We start from the raw sequence: 19421 nt of genomic DNA, 5'->3' as shown, positions 1-19421 counted from the left end.
TTCCATAACTACTTCTAGTATATGGAAATATTTGTTACAGCCGTCACGATTTTCGTCCTCGCGATCTTCGTGGGATTTGAAATCATCACAAAAATCCCTCCCATCCTCCACACCCCACTTATGTCGGGTTCTAACGCCATTTCCGGCATTACCTTAATTGGTGCGCTTTATGCTGCTGGAATCCAAGAAAGTAACATCACAAAAATTTTGGGATTACTCTCTGTTATTTTTGCTACGATCAACGTAGTGGGTGGGTTTCTCGTAACTCACAGAATGCTCGGTATGTTTAAGAAAAAGGATACACCAAAATAATGGAACTCGTAAGCATCCTTAACCTTTCTTATCTCGTTGCTTCCATACTTTTTATTGTTGGAATTAAACAATTGGCACATCCAAAAACGGCATCCCGAGGAAACTTACTCGGTGCTTTGGGAATGCTAATTGCAGTAGTAGCAACTCTCTTTGACCAAGCCATCTTAACTTATGATTGGATCATTGTTGGTGTTCTGATTGGATCAATAATCGGTATTATCTTAGCGATTAAAATTCAAATGACAGCTATGCCACAACTTGTTGCCGTCCTCAATGGATTTGGCGGGATTGCTTCTGTTTTTGTAGCAGGTGCTGCATTACAACTTTCTATTCCTAAGTATGCATTTGCCGTGAATTACCAAGAAATTGTTTCCATTGTCTTCTCTGCGATTGTCGGTGGGATCACCTTCTCTGGAAGTTTTATCGCCTTTGGAAAGTTACAAGGTTTCATTACAGAAAAGGCAGTTCGTTATCCAGGGGATCAACTTGTCAAAATTCTAGTTGGACTTACTGCTGTGGGACTTGGTGTTTACGGATGTTTAGTTCCTACTGACGAATCGATTTATTGGATTCTTAGTGGAGTGAGTTTACTTCTTGGAATTTTCCTCGTGATTCCGATTGGTGGGGCGGATATGCCAGTTGTGATTTCTCTTCTCAACTCCTATTCAGGGATTGCAGCATCCGCAACAGGATTTGTCCTTAACAATAACGTTCTTATTATTTCAGGATCACTTGTGGGAGCCTCTGGAATTATTCTAACACAAATCATGTGTAAAGCGATGAATCGTAGTTTGACGAATGTGCTCTTTGGTGGATTCGGGGCTGTCGCTACAGAAATGAAAGATGATGGCGATTTTTACTCTGGTAAAGTGAAGTCAACAAGTGCGGAAGAAGTAGCAATGTTGTTAGATGTCGCAAGAACTGTAGTGATTGTCCCTGGTTATGGTATGGCTGTAGCGCAAGCACAACATACAGTGCGTGATTTATACCAACTACTTACTTCACGTGGTGTCGATGTAACATTTGCAATCCATCCAGTGGCCGGCCGTATGCCTGGTCATATGAACGTATTACTTGCGGAAGCAGATATTCCTTATGATCGATTGAAAGAGATGGACGAGATCAATAGTACTTTCGAAAATGTTGATGTTGTGATAGTCAATGGTGCGAATGATGTCACTAACCCACTTGCAAAAACAGATCCAAAATCACCGATTGCCGGTATGCCGATTTTGGATGTAGGAAATGCAAAAACGGTAGTTGTGATTAAACGTTCCTTGAGTCCTGGATTTGCTGGAGTGCCTAACCCACTCTTCATTGCTGACAACTGTTTGATGTTGTTTGGTGATGGTAAAAAAGCAACTCAAGAGATGATCGCAGCTTTAAAAGAATCTTAGAGCCGGAAAATATGAAGAAACAAGTCTATATCGTTGATGACCACCCTCTTGTAGTAGATGCACTACAAAACCTAATTGCTAAATCAGAAGATTTAGAGTGCATCGGGAGTGCGGATAACATTGAAAAATCATTTAATGATATAGAAAAACTGCAACCAAGTTTGGTGTTAATTGATATCCAACTCAAACAAAACCAAAATGGTTTGCAGTTACTCAAACGCCTTCGAACCACTTTTCCAAATATCGCCGTCATCATCATCAGTATGTTGACGGATGATACCTTTGTAGATCGTGCTTTTAAACTAGGAGCGATGGGTTATGTTTTCAAAGAAGACACAACCACACAAATTGTAGAGGCCATCCACACAGTGCTTAAAGGGGATTATTTTGTAAGTTCGTCCCAAGCCACTAGACTGGCTCGGACATTTGTACAGAGCCTCTCAAAAAGATGAAAAGGATCCTATCGATAGGCTTTCCAATCGAGAATTAGAAGTGTTTCTGATGATTGGTGAAGGAATGCCTGTGAAGGAAATTGCTGCCAATATGGGCCTTGCTCCTTCCACGATTGAAACTTTACGCTCTCGTATTAAATCCAAACTTAGCATTACGGAAAACGAAAAACTCATCCGTGTAGCTGTTGAGTGGAAATACACCCAAGCCAAAACCGATATCGTCGTATCTTAATACCTAAGTTTAAAATAGTGATAGAGTAAGTCTTTTCCCTCGCGGGAAGAGAGTAACATTCTGTAAGCTTCAGCAATCTTAGATTCGTTTTGCGATTGTTTTTGGATAAAGTGAAAGAAATCATTAGCCCTTTCGTCATACCCTAAGTTTAAAAGTAAATTTAAATAAAAACTTTGGTCATATTCATCAGCAAACGGTGAATAGGCGATGGGTCTTAGTAGGTTTTCCGCATCTCTCCATTTCCGAATTTCAAAATAACACCTTGCATATACTTTTTTCTCTCTCCATCCAAGGAGTCTGGGATTTTTTACATAAGTCAGCGACTTTTTTGGATCTTTTTCTGTTATATAAACTACACGACCCATAAGGTGTGATGCCTGGATGTGTTTTGGATCCTGTTCTAATATAGTTGTAAGTTCGGCTTTTGCTTTTTCAGTTTCATTCAATTCTAAAAAAGTTTTTGCTAAAATGAATTTAGCTTCGTTGTAGTTAGCTTTATATTCTAATGATTTGTTTAAAGATAAAATGGCATTGTTATAATCTTTTAAGATGTAATAAGCAAGTCCTAGATTGTAATGATAAAAAGGATTGTATGGGGAAATTTGATTGGTTTCCATCCAAGTATTTTTTGCTTCGGACCAACTGTCTTCCTGTGCATAGATCATTCCGAGTAAAAAACTTGCTGCTTCATGGTTTGGTTCTTTTTTAAGAGCTTTGTTTAAACTTTCCTTTGCCTCTTGCCATTCCATTCGAGAATATAACAAACTTCCGTTTAAATAGTCATACTCAGGATAAGATTTATAAACATCCGATTGAATTTTTTTCCATTCTGTATCTGCTAAACCAAATCTTCCATATCGAAGTGCGTTGATAATATTACGACTGACTTTTTCTAATTCAATCTTTGCATTGATTTCGATCGTTTCTTTGTCTTCTGTTTCTGAAAATACAGGATTTGCAGAAAAAAGTAGTATAAGACCAAATAATAGAATTTGAATTTTAGCTTTCATAAATTGATTCTAACCATTTCAGAATTTTTAAGTGAGCATCGCGAACTAATTTTGTTTTTGAATGAGGAAAAGCAGTCGGAAAGTTTTGAATGGTAGATAACGTAGAAAGAGATCCTAAGTAAGGAATTCCCATTGTTTTTTCCGCAAATTTGCCTAAAGATTCGTGGACCTCTGTAATCCCGACTAAAGTTACTTTTTTCCCAGTGGCAACAGATTCCATCATGGTTTGGCCAAAATAGGTTAACACGAATTCAGAAGATTGAATTTCTTTTAAAAACTGGATATAGGAGATTCGCGAAAGGTATTGAATCCTCTCTGCTGTAGGAGGAGTTCCTCCGATTCTTGTCACTGCATTTATGTTAGGTGTTGTTTTTGTCTTGGATTGATTTAAAAACTGCAATAGATAATTATCAATCTGTATAGTTTCTGCATGATTTAGGTTTCCCGCATAGACAAGGACTTTTCCCGAGATTGTGATTTCATCCCAATCTAATTCGGAAAGTGGAGAACTAAAATAGGAGAAAGTATTTCCACCAATTTTTGGTGCTATTGGATTTGGTAAAAAGTAACTGGCATTGGGTTCATTCGGCAGGTGATGGAGATTATCTATATAAAACTGGTGAGCCAATGCAAATTCGTTTTCGCGGACATCCAAAATATGGGGAAGGTTTTCTGAATTTTTATCGGTTTTAGTTGAGAGTTCTACTTTGTAGCCTTTCATTTCTAAAAATAAAGCTAAAGATTTACATCGCTCAAAGTGTCCTGATCCAAACAAAGATGGTTCTGCATAAACAATTCTTACTCTTTTTTTTTCTTCGTTTAGTTTAGGCAGTTGGAAAACTACTTGTTCTACCGAGGAATTTATCGAAAAAATTTCTGGTTTGTCTTTTGTTAGTTGGATGACTTCTTTTGCTCCGAAAAGAGGATCTTTGGTACCTAATTCCTCCCATAGTTGACAAACAAGTTCATAATCTTTTAGTTCATCCACAGTAATTCGAAGAGAGTCAAGGCTAATGTCTGTTAATTGGCTAAGGTGAGGTGCATTTAGTCTGTATTGTTTGTGAATTTCTGGATGTTCTTTGATATGTAGAGAGACATGTTCTGTATACCTATCGGGGACTAATCCATCGGTTTCAAACAGCAAAGATTCTTTTGAAAAACATTCTACACCCATCCCGAGCGGAAGGCCCACCATAGAAAGGCTATAATGTGTATCTGAGATTTCTGAAATGGCTTCATACAAATAGCGAATAGATTCTAAATCAATATAAGGATTATCGCCTGTTAAACGAAAGATATGTTTTGCGTTAAATTTAAGACTCGCTTTACGAAAGCGGTCCCGCACATCCAATTCTGATCCAACAAAATATTGATAGTTTTTAAGATTTAATAAATCGATAAGTTCGCTATCGCTTTCAGGAATCAAAAAGACAATCTGTTCTTTGGGAAAGATAGTAGAAAGCCTATTGTGGATATGTTCCAGTACGGATGTGTTGGATTCTTTTGGGATGGATTTTAGAATCTTTTTGGGGAGTCGAGTTGATCCTTGTCTTGCCTGAATGAAGGCAAAACATTCACGCGTTGAAAGTATACCACTCATCACAATTCAAACAAGGAGCGGGAATTTTTCCATGATCCCCTTTAATGCTATAATTAAAAAAATCCAATCCTTTTTGCCAAACATCCTGTATGGATTCAGTATACAAATTTCCAATCACTTCGGTTTGGTTTTGTTTACAGATTGATACACTTCCATCAACAGATACAGATAAGTCACGAACCAAATGCCAGCAAAAATCACGATGGATCGGTGTTAGATCACTCACTCTACGTTCTGGAAGTTTGTTTGCAAAGGTATTGTATTTTTGAAGTATGATATTGATTCCTTTTTTTTCAAAAAAAGTAAAGTAGGGATCAATTTCTTCTTCTACTTCTTTCATTTTGATCATTTGAACATGTAATGATTTACTTGGGAGAATTTCTGCAAGTATATCTACTGTCTTTAATACATTTTCAAGTTCTGATTTTCCATATAAGGATTTGTACACTTCTGGTTTCAGAGTGGTAACGTTTACAATGATACAAAGTTTTTCTTTTTCGAGTGGATCCAAACTATTGATAAGAGACAGTAGTGATTCTGTATTCGTATAAAGTGCAGATTCAATAATGAGTTCAGATAAAACATTCAGTTTTAAAATTTCTTTGATAACCGATTGAAATTCTGGATGGAGAAGGGGTTCTCCGTTTCCCGTGAGACTAATCGTTATGGGTGATGAGAGTTCTGCATTCAGTTTGGAAATGGTTTTTTTCACATCCTCTAAAGAAACAAAACTTCCATCATTGGTTGTATCGACAAACTCACGTGGACAAAAAGTACATTTGAGTTCACAACCTTTATAAATTTCCCATTCCAAATAAGAGGGAGCACTTCGAAATAATTTGGGATTTTCTTTTAATTTAGGAAGTAAATTTTCGTAACTGATTTCACCAAGAGATAACAAACCTTGGATGAGAGTTAAAGATCGATAGGAAGCCAAACGGAAATCGAGTCGAAGTTGGCGTAGGTCGGGAGCTTGGAAAAAAATATCGACATCATATTGGTTGATATTCTTTAAAAAGAACGAATGGACATCGGTTGCCAATGTATCCGGCAAAGAAGTGAGAAACTCACGAGTAATGATAGTGGGCGTGAGTCCTTGTGGTAAATTCTCTGAATAAGAATACTGACTAAAAAAATTCTTATGTCTATTCCATGCTTTTTCTGTTAGGTGAGCGTCGAGAAGTGGAGAAATTCCCGTAAAATATAGAAAACAAACTTCGTCCCAATCAGGATCTTTGAATTTAGATTCGGGTAACAGTTGACCAAGTTTCAGTAAGAATTCATGTTCTTTGGAAACATCTTCATGGAGTTTCAATTTGTCTTTCAAAGAACTGGAATTTATTTTTTCAGAAAGTGTAGAGTTCGTGTTGATATGGATCTGAATTTCAGGAAAAACCTGGAACAATCGATCCAAAAACTCTTCCCACATTTCCAATTTAAAGTTTTGGCTTAAAAACTGAATGGAAAAATTGTCTAAATATACGACCGCAAAACTTGGATTATAGTCTTTACGATTCATCATCAGTCTAAGTTGTATTTTTCTTCCGGATTGCTGATGTTGTGTTCTTTGATATAGATGGGATCAAAGATTGATATAGTGGTATTTTTACGTGTATTGGTTACCCATTCTTCAAATGAAGTTTGTTCCTTTTCGCGAAATAAAAACCCTTGGATTCCTTTTCTAACAGCATCGAGGGGAGTTGGTCTCATCCCTTCAATGTAAACCAAACAATAACGTTTTCGATCATCTCGGAATACTTCAGAAATTTTTCCAGGACCACCTACTTGTGATAATACGGAGGCAGTAGTTGGATGTGTTTTGAACAATTCAAATGTAGGAACCCAGTTAACCAAACCGCCATTCAAACGATAACGTGATTCATTTCTTGGACCAGAAGCAACTAATTTGAAAAAAGAGGGATCTTTCAAAGATTTGTTTTTTATTTCGGTGAGTTCATTAAATACGCGAGTTTCTTCATCAATAGAAGCGTTGGCTGGTGATAAAACAATTTCTCTAAATTTAAATTCAGAACCCACCTTCGCCTTGTTTTTGTTATACCAAGCAAGAATTTCTTGTTCTGAAGGTAACGGAGGGCTTACTTTAATTTGTAAAAGTTGGCCTTTTTTGATTTGGTATGGTAAATCTTCCAACCAAACATCATAAGGTAAATTAAATTGGGTTTGGACAGCCTTTTTAAATTGTTCTAGGTCGTTAATCCCTTGCGCTTCCATCCTTTTTTGGATTTCTGCTTCGATCCGTTTTTCATTGACTTGGATGGATTCCTCATCGGCAACATTGTCCACCACTGCTCTATCAATTAAAAAATCGATCACTTGGGCGTGAAGGGACCCTTTTTTACGGTAGTTGGGAAAGAATCGGGATAAGTTTTTGTATCGTTCGATCCCTTCTTCATAATCCAAAGTAGAAATGGATTTGGGTCCCACAATCGCTAAAACTGCATTTAAGGATTCGTAGGAATTTAAACTCTGGTTAGGGGCAAAAAGTAGACTTAAGGCAAAAACCGGTGCAAAAAACAAAACGAAAACTCGAGACATTCGTGATCCTTTTTGCATACGGTCGTAAACTTACCCGATGAACGTGGTATGTAAAGCCTTTACTGCATCTTCCGCTTGGTTTTGTTTGATGACGCAGGAAATTTTAATCTCGGATGTGGAAATCATTTCAATGTTGATATTTTTTTCCGCAAGTGATTGGAACATTTTTGCTGCCACACCGACATGTGATTTCATACCAACACCCACTGCAGAAACGATAGAGATATTTTCATCAAATTCAGCCTTTCCATTTCCATGGTCTTTTGCGTAAGTTTCTATGATTGGTTTTGCAGCCGAAAGATCTTTTTTGGCAATGGTAAAGGAAATGGTATTAATTCCATCTCTCGGCGAAGATTGTACAATCACATCTACGATCACATCTTTATTTGCTAATTGAGTAAATAACTCCGCAGCTATCCCCGGTTTGTCTTTTACATCAGCAATGGTTACTCGGGCTTGGTCACCTTTTGCTGTGACTCCACTTACTTTCATTTTTTCCATAATTTTGTCCTCACTCATCACTAATGTTCCCGGTTTGTCGTGGAAACTGGATCGTACGTGGATGACCACGTTATAGTTCATACCTAATTCTACACTCCGAGAGTGAAGGACTCCAGCCCCTAGGCTTGCCAGTTCTAACATCTCTTCGTATGTAATTTGTTTGTGCATCTTTGCCGTTGGAATTTTGCGTGGATCAGCAGTGTAAACACCATCCACATCTGTATAAATTTCACATTCATCCGCACCAAGCGCGGCGGCAAGAGCCACAGCCGATGTATCACTTCCTCCGCGACCAAGGGTGACAATATTTTCATCTTTATCAATTCCTTGGAAACCGGCTACAATGACCACCTTGCCTTTGTTAAACGCTTCGTCGATCCGAGAACGATCAATCATTTCGATCTTTCCGTTGGAAAAGTTTCCATCGGTTAAGATTTTTAATTGGGAGCCGGTAAAGGACTGTGCAGGAACTCCAAGTTCATTCAATGCAATGGCAAGCAGAGCAATCGACACTTGTTCGCCCGTGGAGAGCAACATGTCCATTTCTCGTTTTGGAGGATTTTTAGAAATCTGATCTGCCAAATCGACAAGTTCGTCTGTAGTATGTCCCATTGCAGAAACTACAACGGCAACTTTTTGGCCTTCGTCGTGGTAACGTTTGATCCGTTTGGCCACATTTTGGATTTTAGTGGTGTCACCAACGGAGGTTCCACCGTATTTTTGGACAACGATTTTCGATGACATGGGTTTATGGACAGGGTGCTACAAGCAAATCGGGAATCAAGTAGAATGAATTTTTTTGCAACCAAACGCAAGTAGGGGACTCCAATAAGTATAGGTTTATTTGAATGAATTCTTCTTCCTCTACTGTTACACCTGTTGTCAAAGAACAGGCACCTTTACTTTTCCTTATTTTGTTCTTTTTGGTTCAGGCCACTGTACTGACTGTTTTTACTGTTCCGTTTTCTTGGTCTCTCGTTTGGGTCGCTGTTGGTTCTTATTTTTTAAGAATGTTTGGAATTACTGCCGCCTACCATCGTTACTTTTCCCATGCTTCCTTCAAAACCTCTCGTGTTTTTCAATTTGTATTGGCTTGGATTGGGGCGATGGCCATGCAGAAAGGCCCTCTTTGGTGGGCAGCTCACCACAGAAACCACCACAAGTTTTCTGATACAGAAAAAGACATCCATTCCCCTAGTCGAAAAGGGTTTTGGTATTCCCATATGTTTTGGTTTCTCCGAGATGATTATAACGATTACGAAGCGAAACTCATTCCTGATTTTTATAAGTATCCAGAACTTCGATTTCTAGATCGCCACCATTGGATTGCGCCATTGAGTTATGCGGTATTGCTTTATGCCGTTGGCGGTTGGGCTTGGCTTGTCTATGGATATGCTGTGTCCACATTTATCCTCGGACATGCCACCTGGACCATCAATTCACTTTCTCATGTGTATGGATCAGTTCGTTACGATTCCAGAGACACTAGTAAAAATAACCTATGGCTTGCCCTACTCACTATGGGCGAAGGTTGGCATAACAACCACCACTACTACTGTTCTTCTGCGAACCAAGGTTTCTATTGGTATGAGGTGGATTTCTCTTATTATATTTTAAAGGCACTCAGTTGGTTTGGAATTGTTTGGGACTTAAAAAAACCACCAAAGAAAGTTTTGGAAGAGGGTTTAGTTCGTGACGGCGAACAAAAAAAGTTAAAACAAATTCTGCGCCAGGAAAAACAAACGGCAAAGTTAAAGAATAAGGTAGGAGTACTTTCTACTTAAGAGTTTAAACTCCCAATCGTTTGCGAATGTCAGCCGGGATACTTTGGATAGAATCGTATCTTTTTTTCTTTCCTCCCGGCAAAGACACATAGTAAAATCCATTGATCATTTCTAAAAAATAATCCTCACCTTTCTCTCCTAAAGATCTGTTATCCAATTCCTTTACCATCTTTTGGTATTTGGCAGGAAGGAGATTCCAATTCATATAGTTGGTAACTACCCCTTGGTCGTTAACGGTGTAAGCCCCGTCTTGGTGGAGGATTTTGGTTCCATTATAATCAAAAATTTCCATGACCTTAAGATTGGTGTCTTTTGCCGACTTAGAATCCTTTTTGGATTTTCCTGCAGAAGAGTTGGATGGATCTTCCGAACCAGATCCTTGTTTAGATTTTAGATTGTTAGGTGATTCTTTTTTTCTAAGTTTTCCAAATAGGAGAAGGAAAATACCAGCAAACATAAGTGATGCGAATAAAAAAATTTCCGTTGTGGATAAATCAAATAAATAACGCCACATAACTATCGAAAACTCGTATTAATTGCCTTACAGGAGTCAGGAAGATATCCTTCCGTGTTCCAGGTCGCACAATCGATTAGTTCAATGGCTCGAAAACAAAGTTGAAGTTCATCAATTTTGGCTCTACCTAATACAAGAGTTCCAGGTAATTTGTTTGTTCCACAGGCTGAATTTTTTAACGCATAAGCTTCAAAGATTTTTTGGTTTCCTTCTTTACCGGAATAAAACAAATCATCACGATTTTGGATGCAAAGGAAAGAAAACCCTGCGAAAACAAAGAGGGTCCATACCCTCGAAACAAACCATTTCATTTTTTAAGTTTGATCCGAGAGATTTCCCGAACGGGAATGGGAAGTTTTCCAAACACACTATCCACTTCGACAGTTCCATAAATTTCAAACTCAGCATCTTCTCCGCGTCTTGCCGCTTCAGATAGTTGTCTTGCTAAAAGTAAAAGTTTAGGGAGGATGGATTGTTTTTGTTCGGGAATGAGTTTCAGAACTACCGTTGACTTCGAAATTGGTTCCACTTCGAGAGGAGTTTCGTTTTGAAGTTTTCCAATGTATTCTTTTCCATTCGCAGTGATGAGTTGGATTTCCAAATCAAATTTGTAAATACTCACCTTGGTATCGTTAGGATTCTCAACAGAAACTTGCGGATACAAATCCACTAAAGGAATTAACGGAAAGTTTGGATTTGGTTTTAAGTCCACACGAACATCCACCAAATCAAACTTACACGCCTTTAGGCTTTCTAAATTCTTCTTTGTATCACCGAAACAATGAGTGAACGAAAAGGAAGATACGAATGCGAATATAAATAAAATTCTACGGACCAAATACTACCTTCCCTTCGGTCATATGTTGTTTATAAAACTCCAAACCTTCTTTGTATTCTTCAAATTTAAATCGTTTGTTGATTTTGGTTTGGAAAACAGTTTTTAAAAATTTCTGTGCTTCTTTTGCTTGTTTTTGAAATTCTTCCAATCCAATTTCATAGATCCAAGAAGATAACCAAAACCCTTCGATCTTTTTGTTTTGGAATAACATAATTCCCGCATTGACCGCAAATGGTTTTTCGGACAAAGCACCGTAACAAACAACTTTTGAGCCATAAGGCATACATTCCACAAGGGATTGTGCAGTTTCTCCGGCCACTGCATCAATTGCATAAGTCGCGTTTAGTTTTTTAGAAATTTTATATAATTCTTTTTGGTAATTGGGTGAAGAGGAGTTGAGTATATTTTCTGCTCCAATGGCAAGAAGGCTGTCTTCTTGTTCTTTTTTTCTTACAATATTGATAAGTGGAATTCCACGTTCTTTACAAAGTCGCACTACCATTTTACCAAGAGCGCTGGCAGCAGCAGTTTGGATCATAGCAGGATGTCCTTCTTTTGTACAACGAGAAACCATGGCCCAAGCAGTCATTGGGTTTACAAAAAAACTAGATCCTTCGTCAAGAGTCACTCCGTCAACTAACGGTAAACAGTTGTCTTCGGTAGTGATCATATATTCTGCCCAAGACCCATCATTTTGCGGAGCTACACAGGAGACATTCATTCCCACTTTTAAAGTTTTGATGGCACTTCCCACGGCATCGACAACTCCGCTAGCTTCAAATCCTGCAGACACAGGTGCTTTTTTTTTGAAACCATAGAGCCCGCGAATGAACATTAAGTCAGAGGGGTTAATTGGTGAAAGATGGATTTTGATCCGAACTTCATTCTCTTTCGGTGTAGGAATTTCTTTTTCCCTAAGTTCTAATTGGGGTTCGGATTCGTCGTATTTTAGGATGGTGACTGCTTTCATCTCATCCCATTCAGTCATTTAAAATCTGCTTGCCAACTCTTTCTTTCAACGGAAAAATTTTAAGTCTGCCGTGAAATCAAAAAAGTTATCTAAGGAAGCCCTAACAGGAATCGTTTTTTTTTCTATTTTGGTCTTTGCTTTTTTCACTACCGTCATTGAACCAGATCGTCCTGCCAAAAAATATCCTTATCGGTTATCCCTTTTTTACTCTAGAATTGATGGAATCAAAGAAGGAACTGAGGTACGAATTTTAGGAATTCAAAAAGGGTATGTTGCCCATATAGATTCCAGGCCACTCATCGATGTACCGGATCGTCGATTTTTAGACCATAACATGGATCATGCGATTGAGCTCCATATTGCCTTGGAAGATCCACTCACACTTTGGGACAATTATGAAGTGGATTTTCAAACCATCACTTTGTTTTCCGGAAGGATCATTAATATCAATCCAGGAAGTTCCGATGGGAAACGTCCCTTTTTTAAACCGACTTTTCGTGAAGGGGAAAAAACACCTGATTATCTGCCTTCGGCTCGGTATTTTGATGATTTTTTTAAGGCAACCTCAGTCACTATGGAAGAAAATCGATCGGACCTCAGGCAAATCACATTGGATTTTCGTTCTATCTCCGATAAATTAAATCATACAGAAGGCACAATTCCCAAATTGATTGGCGAAACTGAAATGTATGATGAACTTCTTGCGACAATTAAGGACGCAGAAGCGATAGGAAAAGAAGGAAGGCGTTATATGGAAAGTTCCCGAAATTTAGAGAACACCATGCCGATTCCATTTTTAATTACTGCATCGTATTACGGACGTACAACGCCAATTACGGGAAGAAGGATTGGACCACAAGAATAATGAAAGTTGCAATTATACATGATTGGCTCACCGGTATGCGCGGTGGGGAAATAGTACTCGATAGTTTATTAAAAGCATTTCCCGAAGCGGATTTATTTACTCTTTTTTATTCCAAAGGAAAACTAAACGAAAGGATTGAAAATCGAAAGATCACAACGGCCTTTACTAATAATCTTCCCTTTAAAGAAAAATACTATAGGTACTACTTACCTGTATTCCCTACTGCCATTGAGTCATTGGATTTAAAAGGGTATGATGTAGTGATTAGTTCTTCACACTGTGTGGCCAAAGGTGTCATTCCCCATCCCGATACTTTTCATTTAAGTTATATCCATAGCCCCATGCGTTATGTTTGGGATATGTATTATGATTATTTTCCCGCAAGAAAAGGTTTTAAGTTTTTTCTATTACAATCCATCGCCAACTACCTTCGCACATGGGATGCTGCATCGGCAAACCGTGTGGATTATTTTACATGTAACTCGCATTTTGTGGGAAGAAGAATTCAAAAATACTATCGGCGTGATTACAAAATTGTGTATCCTCCTTGTTTACCCCAAGACTTCCGAGTGAATGATGTATCTAAAGATGATTATTATTTGATGGTTTCGGCGTTTGCTCCTTATAAAAAAATTGACCTAGCCATCGAAGCTTTCCGCGAAAATGGAAAACCACTCATCCTTGTCGGTGGTGGTCAGGATGAAGGAAAATTGGTCAAAAATTTACCAAAAAACATCCTTTGGAAAAAGGGCCTCCCTCGCACCGAAGTGGTGGAACTCTACAAAAAAGCCCGTGGATTTATTTTTCCCGGAATGGAAGACTTTGGAATCACTCCGGTGGAGTCCCAGGCTTACGCCACACCTGTCATTGCCTATGGGAAAGGCGGTGCCTTGGAGTCGGTGAAAGAGGACAGAACTGGGGTATTTTTTAAAGAACAGACCGTAAAATCCTTAAATGATGCCATCCAAAGGGCAGAAAAGATCCATTTCAAACGCGGAGATTTCCAAAATTCCATCAATCGATTTACTGAAGAAAAATTCGTAAGCGAAATTCGAAAGGTAGTCGATAGACATAAGTAGAAATCTCTGAAGGGGGATCTCCTGGTCATATTACATCGACTCAAAGGTGCGGAATTTGTTCTCAATGCAGATTTAATTGAGACTATCGAAGCAAATCCAGATACGATCATCACTCTTGTGAATGAGAAGAAATTTATCGTTCAAGAGCCTGTCGCGGAAGTTGTGGAAAAAGTGGTATCCTATAAAACTAGGATCCATGGTCTCCCCCGAGTCATAGAGAAGGCCTGAGGAAACATAAGAAATGGATATAGCTACAGTCATTGGTTTGGCCCTTGGAGTGGCCTTGATGTTACTTGGGGTGGTTTCGGGGGGTCTTGCATTAACAGACCTTATCGATATTCCCTCGGTAATGATTACATTTGGTGGTGCCGCCGCCGCTACGATCATTTCCTTCCCTTGGACTTCCACCATTGGGGTGGGAGCCGTTACAAAAAAAGCCTTTCAAAATCCTCCCTCAGACCTTCCTGGTCTTATTACAACGCTTGTTAGTTTTTCTGAAAAGGCACGTAGGGAAGGTCTTCTTGCATTAGAAGATGATATCAATGAACTTCCTGAAGAATTTTTAAAGAAGGGAATCCAACTGGTTGTGGATGGAACAGACCCAGAACTGGTTCGAAATATTATGGAAACCGAAATTGGGAACACTGCTACAAGGCATGCTTATGGTCGTGCTTGGTGGGATGCTTACGCTGGTTTTGCGCCAGGGTTTGGGATGCTTGGGACCCTGGTGGGTCTTGTGGGGATGTTAAAGAACTTAGGTGGTGGGGATGCGAGTGCCATTGGACAAGGTATGGCGACAGCCCTTATTACAACACTTTACGGATCGTTAGCACAAAACTTATTTGCAGCGCCGGTTGTAAGAAAACTTACAAGAAGATCGGAAGATGAACTGGTAATCAAACAAGTGATGGTAGAAGGAACATTATCCATTCAATCTGGGGACAACCCACGAATTGTAAAAGAGAAGTTGGCGAGTTTCTTAACTCCAGCAGAAAGAACTGCACTCAAAGACGACGGAGATTAATACCTAAACCATGGCGTCTAAAAAAGAAAAATGTCCTGAGTGTATCCAAAAAGTTCCCGAGTTCATGGCAACTTACGGGGACATGGTGACACTTCTTCTTTGTTTCTTTATCCTTTTGTATACAACAGGAAAAACTGATGCAAAGGAGATGCAGATCATTCTATCTGCATTCAAATCCACAACAGGATTTTTCACTGGGGGACAAACTCTTTCCAAAGGTTCATTAGAAGAGATGGGTATGCAAATTGAATCCCTACCTTCTCAAGTTGTGGGACGTAACCTTTCCAAAGCAAAAAAAGATGCTCATGAAGTGTTTAAACCGGAAGTAGAAGCTGGAAAAGTTCGTATTTCTGAAAATGAAAGAGGACTTGTGATCTCTCTTGTTGGTGCTGATTATTTTTATCCAGGTTCCGCGATCTTAACACCAACCATTCGAGAAACGTTACGTAAGGCGGCGGGTCTTATCAAAGGACTCGAACGATTTGTTCGAGTGGAAGGACATAGTGATGATGATGCTGTCAATCCTGTGAACCGACCCGGAAGAGAAGAAAGAGAATATATCAATAACTGGGATTTGGCGGGAGCTCGAGCTGTCAATGCTACTGTATTTATGATCAATTCCGAAGAAATTGAACCAAGTTGGTTCCAAGCTGTAAGTTTTGGATCCTATAGACCTCTTGTATTAGAAAATGAAGGTACACCGGAAGCTAAAGCTTTCAACCGAAGAGTGGATATCATCATCCTAACCGAGAAGTCTACAAAACGTGCGCCAGGGGAAAGCAAATACGGCTTACCTGACACTCGTTTACCGAACACTGAAACAAATGTAGAAGGAGAATTTTAACATGGGTGACCGTGAAGTAGATGAAGAAGAAGGTGGGTTAGCCGAAGGTAGTTCCGCCTCTGCAGGGATGTCCCCCATTGTAAAATGGTTATTGTACATCGCTGCAGCAATTTTCGGGATTATCATTGTAACCGTTATATCGATGTTTGTTGCTCAAAAGACGGCAACGAGTGTGTTCAAACAACAAAAGAATATCTCTCTTGTGAAAGCTCCCCCTCCTTTGGAAGTTTACACATTTCAAGAAGAATTTAGAGTAAATACTTCGGATGTTGGTGAATCACACTTTGTTAAGTTAAAAATGTCACTTGGATTTGAATCAGGCCAACCAGCACTTTCTGCGGAACTTGCCGCACGTGTGGCTCAAATGCAAAACATTATCAACTTAGTCATTGCTCGTAAAACAAAAGATGATTTAAAATCCATTACCAACCAATTGGATTTACGTGAGGAGATCAAAGCCCACTTAAATCACATTTTGACAAATGGAAAAATCAAAGAGGTTTACTTTACCGAGTTCTTGGTAAACTAGGACTATGTCCGACCAAATCCTAGGTGTGATCCCTGCTCGCTACGCGAGCACAAGGCTTCCCGGAAAACCACTGGCCCTCATTGGTACAAAACCAATGATCCAGTGGACTTACCATCATGCTTCCCTTTCAAAATCTTTTCACCGTTTGGTGGTCGCAACCGATGACAAACGAATCCATGAGGTTGTTTTATCCTTTGGCGGGGAATCTGTACTTACCAGTCCCGACCATCCTACCGGGACAGACCGCATTATTGAAGTCGCAGAAAAATATCCAAACTATGGAATCATAGTCAATATCCAAGGAGACGAACCGGGTATGGAAGCCACACTCATCGATGGAGTGGTGGGATTAAAAATAAAACATAGAAATTGGGAAATGGCTACAGCAGCTGTTCCTTTTACCGAAGCCGAAGATTCAAAAGATCCTAACAAAGTGAAGGTGGTCTTTGATAGAAACGGACGTGCCAATTATTTTTCTCGTTCTCCCATCCCTGCCTCTTTTAAAGGGGACGCTAAGTATTTTAGACATCTAGGAATCTATGCTTACGAACGGGATTTTTTAATGAATTATAACCAACTACCGGCTTCCGATTGGGAGACGGTAGAGTCTTTAGAACAACTCCGTGCCTTACAGAATGGATCTACGATTGGAGTGTATCTTTCTGATAAAGCCAATCTTGGTGTGGATTCTCCTGCCGATTTAGAAGTGGTAATCGCTGAATTCAAACGAAAGGGTTTGATTTAGATAGCTAACTGCACCTGGTCTTTGGCTGGTGAAACGCCAAAGTACCGTTTGTATTCTCTACTAAATTGAGAAGGACTTTCATATCCAACTTTTTGTGCTGCTGTGATGGCGTTCGTTCCTTCTGTTAACATTAAACTCCGAGCTTTTTGTAATCTTACGGCTTTTATGTATTGTAATGGAGAAGTATTTGTCACTGTTTTAAAACAATTGTGAAAGTTGGATGTGCTCATACCTGCACTGAATGCTAATTCATTGATGTCAAACTCTTCTGCATATTCTTTATGAATCCGATTTAGTATTTGTGCAATTTGGAAAAATTTTCGATTCCGATGAGCCAATGCTTGTAAAGTCTCTCCATTTTCTCCAATTAACACACGATAAATGATTTCTCGAACGATGGACTTTCCTAAAACACGAAGATCTGTTTTGGAAAACAAGGATTGAATGAGACGCAAAGAAGCATTTGAAATTTCTTTTGATACACTGGCTCCATAAATTCCTCGTGGTATGGTTTCCCCAGAATACTTTGTATCATCACTTAACAGTAGTATTTCGGCCACTTCTTGAGGGTCTACGTCGATTGCAAATCCCAAAATGGGTTTATTCTCATCGGCAACAGCATCACATTCCAGGGGAATGGGAACGGAAAGTACTAGGTATTGTGAGGGATCATAAGAAAAGGTATCTTCCCCTAAAAAAACTCGTTTGGATCCTTGGGCCATCAGGATGATGCGTGGGTGATAAGTCATTGGCACTCGAACAAACGACTCGTTGATCCGAAACAAAGTGAGGCCGGGAATCCCGGTTTCCAAGTTGCCAGGTTTGGGCAAAAGAGATTCTAAATGTTTGACTATGTTTTTGTTATTTTCTTCTACCTGGCCCATATCTTTCCTATGAAACTCCGAAAGTTCTAAATAACAAGAGATTATTTTGCATTTTGTAGAATTAGGCAAGAAAATAGACTTCTGTGTATTGGTTTAAACTTATAATTAGAGTATTATGCAACCATGAGACTACTGCTAATTCAAAAAGGTAAGATAAACAAATGATAAAAGCAAAAGGAATCGCTGCATTAAAATCAAAAGAAGCTCTTGTTCCCTATAGTTTTGAAAGAAGAGATCCAAAAGAATATGATGTTGTTCTCGATATCAAATATAGTGGGATTTGTCATTCAGATAAACACATGACGCGTGATGAATGGGGTTTTGGAGCTGCATTCCCTATGGTGCCTGGACATGAAATTGCCGGTATTGTGAAAACCGTAGTTTCAAAAGTCACCAAATACAAGATAGGCGACCGAGTGGGAGTTGGTTGTATGGTGGATTCCTGTCGGGAATGCGCACATTGTAAAGAGGATATGGAACAATATTGTATTTCAGGAAATACTCTGACTTACGGTTCTTTGGAAAAAGATGGATCTACTATCACACAAGGTGGATATTCTGATGTAATTGTTGTGAATGAAGATTTTGTTTTACGAATTCCAGACAATCTTCCACTAGACAAAGCAGCACCGCTATTGTGTGCAGGAATCACCACATACTCTCCATTAAATCATTGGAAAACAGGGCCAGGTAAAAAGGTAGCTGTGATGGGCCTTGGTGGTCTAGGACATATGGCAGTCAAACTTGCAAAAGCAATGGGAGCAGAAGTGACAGTTCTTAGTGGATCTGTGAGTAAAGAACAAGATGCAAAAAAATTGGGTGCTGACTATTTTCTTTTTACCAAAGAATCGGGGGTATTCCAAGGAAATGCACTTCGTTTTGATTTAATCATCAATACGATATCTTCTGCTGATTTGAATATGGCAGAATATTTTGGATTACTCAAAATGGACGGAACTCTCGTGTCTGTGGGTGCACCCGAAAAACCACTTTCGATTCACCCTTTTCCACTGATTATGATGAGAAGGAATTTTGCTGGATCCGTGATCGGTTCGATCAAAGAAACGCAAGAAATGTTAGACTTTTGTGGCAAACATAACATTACCCCAGAGATTGAACTTATCCAACCAAAACAGGTAAACGAGGCTTATGCGAGAGTGTTAAACAGTGACATTCGTTATCGGTTTGTGATTGATATGGGAAAAATCTAAATCCTTAGATTCATTTCTGAAAAGGGAGTAATTTAACTTCCAATTAGTTGAATAGCCGGCATGAATGTGCCGGC

Annotated in this window: 23 protein-coding genes; 13 read left to right on the top strand and 10 right to left on the bottom strand. The window is 39.1% G+C overall.

Translation table 11 applies throughout. The features are described 5' to 3' along the window. The first annotated feature begins 21 nt into the window (after window positions 1–21). From LEP1GSC203_RS03150 to LEP1GSC203_RS19935, 4 genes are read left to right on the top strand one after another with little or no spacing between them, the layout of a single operon-like run. Window positions 22–312 (top strand): NAD(P) transhydrogenase subunit alpha, encoded by a 291-nt coding sequence (locus tag LEP1GSC203_RS03150; RefSeq protein WP_039937055.1) that lies wholly within the window; start codon window positions 22–24, stop codon window positions 310–312. Then, window positions 312–1709, top strand: coding sequence for an NAD(P)(+) transhydrogenase (Re/Si-specific) subunit beta (locus LEP1GSC203_RS03145; protein ID WP_002972450.1), 1398 nt, complete (start codon window positions 312–314; stop codon window positions 1707–1709). The genes LEP1GSC203_RS03150 and LEP1GSC203_RS03145 overlap by 1 nt, the downstream gene beginning before the upstream one ends. Window positions 1710–1720: 11 nt before the next feature. Next, window positions 1721–2161, top strand: a complete 441-nt coding sequence (locus LEP1GSC203_RS03140) for a response regulator (protein ID WP_002972179.1) — start codon at window positions 1721–1723, stop codon at window positions 2159–2161. After that, the gene (locus LEP1GSC203_RS19935) at window positions 2136–2393 is read left to right on the top strand and encodes a response regulator transcription factor (RefSeq protein ID WP_002972944.1); all 258 of its coding nucleotides are present in this window, start codon (window positions 2136–2138) and stop codon (window positions 2391–2393) included. Before LEP1GSC203_RS03140 ends, LEP1GSC203_RS19935 begins: the two co-directional genes overlap by 26 nt. Here LEP1GSC203_RS19935 and LEP1GSC203_RS03135 read toward each other — a convergent pair. From LEP1GSC203_RS03135 to LEP1GSC203_RS03115, 5 genes are read right to left on the bottom strand one after another with little or no spacing between them, the layout of a single operon-like run. Further along, complete coding sequence (locus LEP1GSC203_RS03135) at window positions 2390–3403, bottom strand: tetratricopeptide repeat protein (protein WP_002972476.1); 1014 nt, start codon at window positions 3401–3403, stop codon at window positions 2390–2392. The genes LEP1GSC203_RS19935 and LEP1GSC203_RS03135 overlap by 4 nt on opposite strands. Continuing rightward, window positions 3393–5003 carry a cytidylyltransferase domain-containing protein gene (locus LEP1GSC203_RS03130; protein WP_002972831.1) on the bottom strand — a complete coding sequence of 537 codons (1611 nt, stop codon included), beginning with the start codon at window positions 5001–5003 and terminating at the stop codon, window positions 3393–3395. The genes LEP1GSC203_RS03135 and LEP1GSC203_RS03130 overlap by 11 nt, the downstream gene beginning before the upstream one ends. After that, entirely contained in the window at window positions 4978–6525 is a 1548-nt protein-coding gene (locus LEP1GSC203_RS03125) for a spiro-SPASM protein (protein ID WP_002972680.1), read from the bottom strand. The genes LEP1GSC203_RS03130 and LEP1GSC203_RS03125 overlap by 26 nt, the downstream gene beginning before the upstream one ends. Beyond that, complete coding sequence (locus LEP1GSC203_RS03120) at window positions 6525–7577, bottom strand: putative peptidyl-prolyl cis-trans isomerase (RefSeq protein WP_039937051.1); 1053 nt, start codon at window positions 7575–7577, stop codon at window positions 6525–6527. The genes LEP1GSC203_RS03125 and LEP1GSC203_RS03120 overlap by 1 nt, the downstream gene beginning before the upstream one ends. A 12-nt stretch (window positions 7578–7589) precedes the next feature. Beyond that, window positions 7590–8804, bottom strand: coding sequence for an aspartate kinase (locus tag LEP1GSC203_RS03115; protein ID WP_002972483.1), 1215 nt, complete (start codon window positions 8802–8804; stop codon window positions 7590–7592). Between the two features lie 104 nt (window positions 8805–8908). Between LEP1GSC203_RS03115 and LEP1GSC203_RS03110 the strand changes: the two genes are divergently transcribed. Next, complete coding sequence (locus tag LEP1GSC203_RS03110; RefSeq protein ID WP_002972367.1) at window positions 8909–9844, top strand: acyl-CoA desaturase; 936 nt, start codon at window positions 8909–8911, stop codon at window positions 9842–9844. Between the two features lie 4 nt (window positions 9845–9848). On the opposite strand, the gene LEP1GSC203_RS03105 is transcribed toward LEP1GSC203_RS03110, so the two are convergent. Genes LEP1GSC203_RS03105 through LEP1GSC203_RS03090 form a run of 4 tightly spaced genes read right to left on the bottom strand, consistent with a single transcriptional unit; the run spans window position 9849 to window position 12184 of the window. Next, window positions 9849–10358, bottom strand: a complete 510-nt coding sequence (locus LEP1GSC203_RS03105) for a hypothetical protein (protein WP_002972756.1) — start codon at window positions 10356–10358, stop codon at window positions 9849–9851. Window positions 10359–10360: 2 nt separating this feature from the next. Then, entirely contained in the window at window positions 10361–10669 is a 309-nt protein-coding gene (locus tag LEP1GSC203_RS03100; protein ID WP_002972912.1) for an LIC13255 family lipoprotein, read from the bottom strand. After that, a complete protein-coding gene (locus LEP1GSC203_RS03095; RefSeq protein ID WP_039937048.1) occupies window positions 10666–11196 on the bottom strand; it encodes an LEA type 2 family protein in 531 nt (176 codons plus the stop codon). The genes LEP1GSC203_RS03100 and LEP1GSC203_RS03095 overlap by 4 nt, the downstream gene beginning before the upstream one ends. Next, window positions 11186–12184: a zinc-binding dehydrogenase gene (locus LEP1GSC203_RS03090; RefSeq protein ID WP_002972722.1), complete on the bottom strand. Its 999-nt coding sequence runs from the start codon at window positions 12182–12184 to the stop codon at window positions 11186–11188. The genes LEP1GSC203_RS03095 and LEP1GSC203_RS03090 overlap by 11 nt, the downstream gene beginning before the upstream one ends. A gap of 52 nt (window positions 12185–12236) precedes the next feature. Between LEP1GSC203_RS03090 and LEP1GSC203_RS03085 the strand changes: the two genes are divergently transcribed. Genes LEP1GSC203_RS03085 through kdsB form a run of 7 tightly spaced genes read left to right on the top strand, consistent with a single transcriptional unit; the run spans window position 12237 to window position 17252 of the window. Next, window positions 12237–13031 (top strand): MlaD family protein, encoded by a 795-nt coding sequence (locus LEP1GSC203_RS03085; protein WP_002972420.1) that lies wholly within the window; start codon window positions 12237–12239, stop codon window positions 13029–13031. Further along, entirely contained in the window at window positions 13031–14110 is a 1080-nt protein-coding gene (locus LEP1GSC203_RS03080; protein WP_039937046.1) for a glycosyltransferase, read from the top strand. The genes LEP1GSC203_RS03085 and LEP1GSC203_RS03080 overlap by 1 nt, the downstream gene beginning before the upstream one ends. 21 nt (window positions 14111–14131) lie before the next feature. Beyond that, window positions 14132–14338 carry a flagellar FlbD family protein gene (locus LEP1GSC203_RS19530; RefSeq protein ID WP_084764897.1) on the top strand — a complete coding sequence of 69 codons (207 nt, stop codon included), beginning with the start codon at window positions 14132–14134 and terminating at the stop codon, window positions 14336–14338. Between the two features lie 13 nt (window positions 14339–14351). Then, the gene (locus tag LEP1GSC203_RS03075) at window positions 14352–15134 is read left to right on the top strand and encodes a motility protein A (protein WP_002972375.1); all 783 of its coding nucleotides are present in this window, start codon (window positions 14352–14354) and stop codon (window positions 15132–15134) included. A gap of 10 nt (window positions 15135–15144) precedes the next feature. Then, window positions 15145–15978 (top strand): flagellar motor protein MotB, encoded by an 834-nt coding sequence (motB, locus tag LEP1GSC203_RS03070; RefSeq protein WP_002972845.1) that lies wholly within the window; start codon window positions 15145–15147, stop codon window positions 15976–15978. A gap of 1 nt (window position 15979) precedes the next feature. Continuing rightward, window positions 15980–16507, top strand: a complete 528-nt coding sequence (locus tag LEP1GSC203_RS03065) for a flagellar basal body-associated FliL family protein (RefSeq protein WP_002972703.1) — start codon at window positions 15980–15982, stop codon at window positions 16505–16507. A 4-nt stretch (window positions 16508–16511) separates the two neighbouring features. Next, window positions 16512–17252, top strand: coding sequence for a 3-deoxy-manno-octulosonate cytidylyltransferase (gene kdsB, locus LEP1GSC203_RS03060; protein ID WP_002972394.1), 741 nt, complete (start codon window positions 16512–16514; stop codon window positions 17250–17252). Here the strand turns inward: kdsB and LEP1GSC203_RS03055 are convergent. Then, on the bottom strand, window positions 17249–18136 hold the full coding sequence (locus LEP1GSC203_RS03055) for an AraC family transcriptional regulator (protein ID WP_002972731.1): 888 nt from the start codon (window positions 18134–18136) through the stop codon (window positions 17249–17251). The two genes, kdsB and LEP1GSC203_RS03055, sit on opposite strands and share 4 nt — an antisense overlap. A gap of 161 nt (window positions 18137–18297) precedes the next feature. Here LEP1GSC203_RS03055 and LEP1GSC203_RS03050 point away from each other — a divergent pair, with 161 nt between their 5' ends. Beyond that, window positions 18298–19347 carry an NAD(P)-dependent alcohol dehydrogenase gene (locus tag LEP1GSC203_RS03050; RefSeq protein ID WP_002972567.1) on the top strand — a complete coding sequence of 350 codons (1050 nt, stop codon included), beginning with the start codon at window positions 18298–18300 and terminating at the stop codon, window positions 19345–19347. Window positions 19348–19421: the final 74 nt, after the last annotated feature.

Source organism: Leptospira terpstrae serovar Hualin str. LT 11-33 = ATCC 700639, from assembly GCF_000332495.1.
In the GTDB taxonomy this organism is placed as follows: domain Bacteria; phylum Spirochaetota; class Leptospiria; order Leptospirales; family Leptospiraceae; genus Leptospira_A; species Leptospira_A terpstrae.
Note: the sequence above shows the minus strand (reverse complement) of the source record. Positions and strands in the feature narration are given on the sequence as shown.

What these genes read in the sequence shown, in the direction of transcription:
- LEP1GSC203_RS03050 (WP_002972567.1), top strand. Translation starts at nt 18,298, where the DNA reads ATGATAAAAGCAAAAGGAATCGCTGCATTAAAATCAAAAGAAGCTCTT.
- LEP1GSC203_RS03140 (WP_002972179.1), top strand. Translation starts at nt 1,721, where the DNA reads ATGAAGAAACAAGTCTATATCGTTGATGACCACCCTCTTGTAGTAGAT.
- motB (WP_002972845.1), top strand. Translation starts at nt 15,145, where the DNA reads ATGGCGTCTAAAAAAGAAAAATGTCCTGAGTGTATCCAAAAAGTTCCC.
- LEP1GSC203_RS03125 (WP_002972680.1), bottom strand. Translation starts at nt 6,525, where the DNA reads ATGATGAATCGTAAAGACTATAATCCAAGTTTTGCGGTCGTATATTTA.
- LEP1GSC203_RS03130 (WP_002972831.1), bottom strand. Translation starts at nt 5,003, where the DNA reads ATGAGTGGTATACTTTCAACGCGTGAATGTTTTGCCTTCATTCAGGCA.
- LEP1GSC203_RS03080 (WP_039937046.1), top strand. Translation starts at nt 13,031, where the DNA reads ATGAAAGTTGCAATTATACATGATTGGCTCACCGGTATGCGCGGTGGG.
- LEP1GSC203_RS03105 (WP_002972756.1), bottom strand. Translation starts at nt 10,358, where the DNA reads ATGTGGCGTTATTTATTTGATTTATCCACAACGGAAATTTTTTTATTC.
- LEP1GSC203_RS03120 (WP_039937051.1), bottom strand. Translation starts at nt 7,577, where the DNA reads ATGCAAAAAGGATCACGAATGTCTCGAGTTTTCGTTTTGTTTTTTGCA.
- LEP1GSC203_RS03115 (WP_002972483.1), bottom strand. Translation starts at nt 8,804, where the DNA reads ATGTCATCGAAAATCGTTGTCCAAAAATACGGTGGAACCTCCGTTGGT.
- LEP1GSC203_RS03110 (WP_002972367.1), top strand. Translation starts at nt 8,909, where the DNA reads ATGAATTCTTCTTCCTCTACTGTTACACCTGTTGTCAAAGAACAGGCA.
- LEP1GSC203_RS03075 (WP_002972375.1), top strand. Translation starts at nt 14,352, where the DNA reads ATGGATATAGCTACAGTCATTGGTTTGGCCCTTGGAGTGGCCTTGATG.
- kdsB (WP_002972394.1), top strand. Translation starts at nt 16,512, where the DNA reads ATGTCCGACCAAATCCTAGGTGTGATCCCTGCTCGCTACGCGAGCACA.
- LEP1GSC203_RS03090 (WP_002972722.1), bottom strand. Translation starts at nt 12,184, where the DNA reads ATGACTGAATGGGATGAGATGAAAGCAGTCACCATCCTAAAATACGAC.
- LEP1GSC203_RS03145 (WP_002972450.1), top strand. Translation starts at nt 312, where the DNA reads ATGGAACTCGTAAGCATCCTTAACCTTTCTTATCTCGTTGCTTCCATA.
- LEP1GSC203_RS03100 (WP_002972912.1), bottom strand. Translation starts at nt 10,669, where the DNA reads ATGAAATGGTTTGTTTCGAGGGTATGGACCCTCTTTGTTTTCGCAGGG.
- LEP1GSC203_RS03065 (WP_002972703.1), top strand. Translation starts at nt 15,980, where the DNA reads ATGGGTGACCGTGAAGTAGATGAAGAAGAAGGTGGGTTAGCCGAAGGT.
- LEP1GSC203_RS03150 (WP_039937055.1), top strand. Translation starts at nt 22, where the DNA reads ATGGAAATATTTGTTACAGCCGTCACGATTTTCGTCCTCGCGATCTTC.
- LEP1GSC203_RS03055 (WP_002972731.1), bottom strand. Translation starts at nt 18,136, where the DNA reads ATGGGCCAGGTAGAAGAAAATAACAAAAACATAGTCAAACATTTAGAA.
- LEP1GSC203_RS03135 (WP_002972476.1), bottom strand. Translation starts at nt 3,403, where the DNA reads ATGAAAGCTAAAATTCAAATTCTATTATTTGGTCTTATACTACTTTTT.